This is a genomic window from Sphingorhabdus arenilitoris (genome assembly GCF_042651485.1).
In the GTDB taxonomy this organism is placed as follows: Bacteria; Pseudomonadota; Alphaproteobacteria; order Sphingomonadales; family Sphingomonadaceae; genus Sphingorhabdus_B; species Sphingorhabdus_B arenilitoris.
This window is the reverse complement of the sequence record NZ_JBHSDH010000002.1, coordinates 1-6,356: the sequence shown is the minus strand read 5'-3', so window position 1 is coordinate 6,356 and position 6,356 is coordinate 1. Positions and strand designations below refer to the sequence as shown.

Here is a 6,356-nt window from a genome sequence, read left to right as displayed (position 1 = left end):
CCCTGTTTCCAGCACCACCCGCTCAAGGCCTGCGGCATGCTTCGCCAGCCATTTTGACAACACATCCGGATCACTCGCCACCACATCGCGGCGGATAACAACACCATCGCCGTCAACCACGCATATGTGGCACGTCTTGTCAGATACATCCAAACCTGCAAATATACTCATCGGTCACTCTCCTCCTTTGGAGCGCTCCATTGCGACTCCGTGTTAAGTAGGAGAGTGACTACATCAATTACGCAATGTCCCCGGAATTCCCGGTGTGCGCCCAAAGGCATCCCACATTGCGCAGGCCCGATCCAGTGACTCAGCCTGATCTTTCAATACCGAGAGCGGTTAGGCCTATCCTCGTAGTAGGGAACCCTCGTAAACCGATCCCTCAGGAGCAAGCAAAACTCGGGCCTAAGGATGGGAATCGATATGCCCACATTTCATCTATCCGACCGTTCTGTTCAGCCGCGAATTCGCGAAAGCGGGTTTCGTCGGCAGAAAAAAACAACGCGGTGACTCCATCGGGGATTGTATATTCAATGATGAAATTGGGAGATTCAGGATAGAAGAGCCAGTATGTCTTGGAGTGGTAATTGCTTGCAATTATCATCGGTCGTTCAAGACGAGGGTCTTTGGGCTGCAGCGCAGCGCAATCTTGAGTTGTTTCGAAGCGGAAAAAACCAGTTCTGCAAAACGCCTCACCGTGTGAACAGTCAGCAAGGGGATACGAGCGCCCCGCAATCAAGATTTCAGCGGCTCCAAGCATGATCTCGTCGCCTTCTTGGTTTCCAAACGTCGCAATCTCCGGCGCGCCTTTGGTCGCGCCAACTGAAATGCAAGATGCCAAAAAGATGGTCGAAAGGATGGCTTGGTAGAATTTCATCGTCAACATCCGAAGGGTGCCACAGGACAATAGAATCGAGTTCCCGGGGTCGCCCGGTTTAGTCCTTGCCCTATCCTGTTCGTGTTGCGTTCGCGATACACATCGCCCGGCGAGTTGATATTCCCGGTCACCGGATAGCTCGATGTTAAACTCTGACCCGGGAGTGTTAAGTGTCCAAGCTCATGTCCTATCACGGTATCGACAACACCCGCCACATAGCGTGGATCGCTCATGCTGCTCGCAAACGTTCCAGCCCATCCACCAAATGTTCCTGGGTTTAGGCCCACTGAACCCGTAAAGCTCCCATCTGCATTGAAGCTGCCTTGCGCTCCTCCGCTTCCACCATTCCCAAAATCTCGATTTGTGATTGACCACGTGGTGCCGTTCCAGATGGACTTGTACTCGGCACCCGACACCGATACCTCGCTTCCATCTTCAAGGACGATAGTTTGTGTCGAGTCATCGGCCAAGCCGTTCACCATAGTATCTCTAGCATTCAGCCTTCCCTCAAGCGCTAAAGCATCTGCCTCGCCCTGCTCAGCGATTCCCTCCTCTCGAATAACTTGGCATGATCCGTCTTCGTAGCGCGCGCCACACATCCCCGTCGGATCCACCATATTCACCGGATCATTCCCGACATAGGCATAGAGGTTCCACTGATCCTCATACCCAATCGGATCGGTCTGCATGAACCGGCCCAGCGTTGGGGAGTAGATGCGGGCTTTGTAATAATACATGCCCAGTTCGGCTATCCAGGCTTGGCCTGTATATTGGAACCGGCCCTGATTGGCCGCCGCCGGGATGCCCCACTCGTCATAGCTGTTAATCGCTTGCCGGTTGCCCCAGCAATCGGCCAGCGCCGCAACAGAACCGCGCCGATCAGAATGCAAAAACCGCGTGCCGGTGCAATTCATCAACGGGCCTTCCCACCAAGCAAGCGGATCGTCCGCCGCGCCGTTCACACCATGAGCATAACGCCGAACAATAGCAGCTGCATTATTATATTCCAGCAATAGCGCATTGCCGTCATACACAAAACGCTGCGCACCGCCGCCTATTTGATACAACCGGCCCAGCGGATCATAGTGCAATTGGGCGTGCAACGCCCCGCTATAGGATAGCGCCGAACAACTCGTGTTATTCTGAGCCCGTTTTTCCACCAACCGGTTTTCAACATCATACAGAAACACCGACGTCCCGTCTGCCGTTAGGTTGCCGTTGGCATCGTAACAAAAAATGGCACTGCCCGCGCTAATATATTGGTTTAGGCCATTCACCGAATAATCCCGGCTGACATTAACATCGCCCGTCCACGAATAGCTGTCATTTGACTGGGTCTGTGCCGAAAGTTGCGATACGGGGTTATAGGTGTAGCCCCAAACAACATCATTCGGTGCGGATGTGAAGTTGAAGCTGAGGTTGTTTAAACGGCCCGCAGGATCATATCCATAAGCCGTCGTGCTACTTGCAACACCCAAACCGGTCACTTGTCCGCGTTGGTTAAAAGTTGCCCCTGCAAATGGTATTGTACCGCCAGTAGATGAATGCGATTACGGTGACAGTGCACTTAATACAAATAATTAGTGCACTGTCACCGTAATTCCGGAGGATTTGTACTGTCCGTTCTCCGCAGCTAGCAAGGCATATATGGAGCGGACGGCTACTAAACCAATATGCCTCTGGAATTTCTCATCTGCAACCAATGAATCACAAAACACAGTCTATTGCGAGAGGTTATTGCCGGGTGCTCAGGCTCGAATCATAGGGATTAGATAGATAATGATATACGTGCTGACTCTTATTTTTTGAATACAAATCACAACTAAATATGGCGAAAGAAACAAATTTATGATCAATATCTAGAGAAAGTTTATATTCATAATTATATATATTTACAGCTTTATAACTACTATTATTGTTATAATTATCAATGTCGAAATTTGATATTTTGTGATCAGATTTCTTCAAATAAGGAAAATAATTTTTCGACTTATTTTTATTATTTCCTTCAAGATAAAAATCTTCGTATAAACCAGAAATAGCATCAATGTTTATGCAGTCATATTCTGGGTTCTCAGACTTTACAAATAACTCAATATTAGTTCCGATATATGGCCCCCTAACAGTTATACCGTCTATCTCAACCTTGCTACCACTCACCCGACTGATTTCTTTACCGGGGGACTTCAACATAGTTTCGCTAGTTTTTGCTCCCTGCTGCCCGCAAGAAGCCAGAAGAACAGCGGCCAGATTCAAAATACATCCATACATAACTTGCCTCATTGTTCAGGGTCCCCGTCACGGCGCAGTCCAAAAGCGTATGGCACCGTATCAGCATGTTCAAGTGCTCTTTGAGGAGCCAATTGGGCTCTTTGTATCGCGCTATTATAACCATAAGCCCCTATATATTGGGAGCCGACAATTATGCCAAAATCCTTTGGAGCAATTCCTGAAGTATGCGCTGCTTCATGGCCTATTGTAAATGATTGGCTGTTTACTCCCACATTAAAAAATTTAGCACCTAAGGCAATTCCGCGTCCTCCCGGAAAGGCTTGTGCTAGCGCTCCATGATTGCCTAAGATAGCAGGTTTATTGCTCCGCAGCTCTTGCAACACTTTATTGGCACCACCAATAGCCTTGTCAATTCCCTTTATATTTGCGCTTCCAGATCCAAAAAATCGACCAATCTGACTGACGGATCTTTTTTCATCTCTCGATAGTTTTTCCCCTGCCGCCAATTTATCTCTGGCTGTTGTTAAGGTATTTACGCTTTTTGTTATTTTGACGTCTGCCATAAGCTGAGAGACGGAAAATTGAACGCATTGGCTAGTTGATAGATTTTTTCCGCAGATATACATCCCCGTCGGATCCACCCCATTCACCGGATCGTTGCCGACATAGGCATACCAGTTCAGCCCATCGTCATACCCAATCGGATCGGTCTGCATGAACCGGCCCAGCGTTGGGGAGTAGATGCGGGCTTTGTAATAATACATGCCCAGTTCGGCTATCCAGGCTTGGCCTGTATATTGGAACCGGCCCTGATTGGCCGCCGCCGGGATGCCCCACTCGTCATAGCTGTTAATCGCTTGCCGGTTGCCCCAGCAATCTGCCAGCGCCGCAACAGAACCGCGCCGATCAGAATGCAAAAACCGCGTGCCAGTGCAGTTCATCAACGGGCCTTCCCACCAAGCAAGCGGATCGTCCGCCGCGCCGTTCACACCATGAGCATAACGCCGAGCAATAGCAGCTGCATTATTATATTCCAGCAATAGCGCATTGCCGTCATACACAAAACGCTGCGCACCGCCGCCTATTTGATACAACCGGCCCAGCGGATCATAGTGCAATTGGGCGTGTGACATTGCCGCCAGGAATTACGATGCCACGTAGCACATACACCATTCTGCTTGTTATAATTAGGGCATGTCGCACGTGTCACCGTAAATCAAAATTTTTTGTGAGCATGTAATTTAGGTCGCCACGATTGGTATAAGCCCCAATACTCAAGGTCTTAGCCCAGACCCATTTTCTTTCATACGATTGACGCGGTTGGTATAACGTTGCAACAGGATCACATCACCGCCATTCTCGCCGATCTGGTCAACACGGTTCAAAGCTGACTAGTCGGCCATCAACAATCTTGCGCAAAGAGACTAGATCGTTGTTCTTATCGAAAGTTAATTGATTATTTGAATTGCTCCATTCCAAATCGATAAGAGTTGCATTTGCAGTGCGCTTAACACCAACGAGCATGGTTTCGTCTATTGCGCTGAGTGCGCTGGGCTGGACGTAACTGACGTGAGATTTAAAGCAGTGCTTGATATTAATATTATCTTTACACTTTCGGATCTCCCAAAATTGTTGCCCCATGTTCCCACCTTTAAGTGACATTATGCCGTCTGCCTCTCCTTGCATTTTGGTGGTCCCAAAGTGGAAATCCAAGGTATATTGACCGGAGCACAATCTCAAGTTTTCAGATTTGCGATTGGTTTGCAGCGCTAAGGTTGCTGCGGCTAGTGCAAATATTATAGCGATAGAAATGTATAGATAAGCCGTTTTCACCTGCAACCTCCAGGGAAGCCACCGCCTGGTACACCGTACCGCCAGCATTTGCTGCCATTTAGACCTGCGCCCATTAGAGCTCGTTGTGCGCTGAAATCAAGTTGTTGATGGGATATATCAAAATCCCCTGTATGCCTAGCCTCATGGAATAATGCGCGTGCCAGCCCCTTCGAGAGAAAGGCTTGTTTCGTTACATGACCCGAGATTGACCTCATCAATTCCGAACTCCTTCATCTCGTTCGTCGGGATCACCAGAACAATTCGTAAGGCTGGCGACCATCTGTTTGGTCCAAAACACTTTCATGTTCGAATAGACTACAAAATATGAAATGGCATAGACATATGCTGGTCTAGCAGCAGTTTTTGCGGCAATGCGCCTTGCTACAAGCATACCCTTATCATCTCTATTCCGTATCGAGATGCAATCTTCATTTGTTAGCTCTACACGACCGTAGTAATTAAAATATATCACTGCATTCAAAGCGAAAGTCACTACAATTATCGTCGCGAGAAAAAGAGTGAGTTTCCTCGTCATTTGCAGAAATGCCCCGGCCTGCAATACGTATTCTCCGGAGGAGGTGGCGCAGGAACATTCCGAGTTACGGTTCCGTCCGGATTAGCCGTGACGTCGCGCTTCAAATCGAGATTGTCAGAAAGATTACGAGCCAAATTCCCCGGCACAAGGGATTGATCTCCCTTAGGAATTAACCCTGTTCCTGCGGTTGCAGCGCAAACCATCGTTGTGCATTCGAAAGGCCCTGCTCCGCCCTGCTCCTCAACATTGCTCCGGATTTTCCCTTCAGTTCTTGCGCCAGGGTCGAATGATTGCAAACGAACGCGGGAGCCCACCTCGGTATGATAGTTCACATAATCTTGAAGGTCGGCGTCCTGATCAAATAACGCATTTCCACTTCCTGCTTTGTCAATCTGGTAGCTACCAGCAGGATCGTAGAGCAGCTTGTTTCCATTTCCGCTGTCAACATAAATGGCGGAATGAGTTCCCGTCCAACCCAAACCGGGGATGTTGTCATAAACTGTTATGATGGTGGTTCTTTTGCCTGAGCTATCCACCTTATTCACCGGATCATTCCCGACATAGGCATAGAGGTTCCACTGATCCTCATACCCGATGGGATCGGTCTGCATAAACCGGCCCAGCGTGGGGGAGTAGATGCGGGCTTTGTAATAATACATGCCCAGCTCGGGTATCCAGGCCTGCCCTGTATATTGGAACCGGCCCTGATTGGCCGCCGCCGGGATGCCCCACTCGTCATAGCTGTTAATCGCTTGCCGGTTACCCCAGCAATCGGCCAGCGCCGCAACAGAACCGCGCCGATCAGAATGCAAAAACCGCGTGCCAGTGCAATTCATCAACGGGCCTTCCCACCAAGCAAGCGGATCGTCCGCCGCGCCG

6 protein-coding genes are annotated in these 6,356 nt (G+C 49.3%); all 6 read right to left on the bottom strand.

The window, feature by feature from the left end; all coding sequences use genetic code 11:
* Positions 1-382: 382 nt before the first annotated feature.
* Positions 383-877, bottom strand: coding sequence for a hypothetical protein (locus ACFOWX_RS00055; protein ID WP_381420409.1), 495 nt, complete (start codon positions 875-877; stop codon positions 383-385).
* 2 nt (positions 878-879) lie between these two features.
* On the bottom strand, positions 880-2,355 hold the full coding sequence (locus ACFOWX_RS00050; protein WP_381420408.1) for an RHS repeat-associated core domain-containing protein: 1,476 nt from the start codon (positions 2,353-2,355) through the stop codon (positions 880-882).
* 256 nt (positions 2,356-2,611) lie between these two features.
* Positions 2,612-3,133: a hypothetical protein gene (locus ACFOWX_RS00045; protein ID WP_381420407.1), complete on the bottom strand. Its 522-nt coding sequence runs from the start codon at positions 3,131-3,133 to the stop codon at positions 2,612-2,614.
* A gap of 23 nt (positions 3,134-3,156) precedes the next feature.
* Positions 3,157-4,242 carry an RHS repeat-associated core domain-containing protein gene (locus ACFOWX_RS00040; protein WP_381420406.1) on the bottom strand — a complete coding sequence of 362 codons (1,086 nt, stop codon included), beginning with the start codon at positions 4,240-4,242 and terminating at the stop codon, positions 3,157-3,159.
* A 238-nt stretch (positions 4,243-4,480) separates the two neighbouring features.
* The gene (locus tag ACFOWX_RS00035; protein ID WP_381420405.1) at positions 4,481-4,942 is read right to left on the bottom strand and encodes a hypothetical protein; all 462 of its coding nucleotides are present in this window, start codon (positions 4,940-4,942) and stop codon (positions 4,481-4,483) included.
* 531 nt (positions 4,943-5,473) lie between these two features.
* Positions 5,474-6,356 (bottom strand): RHS repeat-associated core domain-containing protein (locus ACFOWX_RS00030; RefSeq protein ID WP_381420404.1); only part of this gene is annotated, 883 nt, incomplete at its 5' end.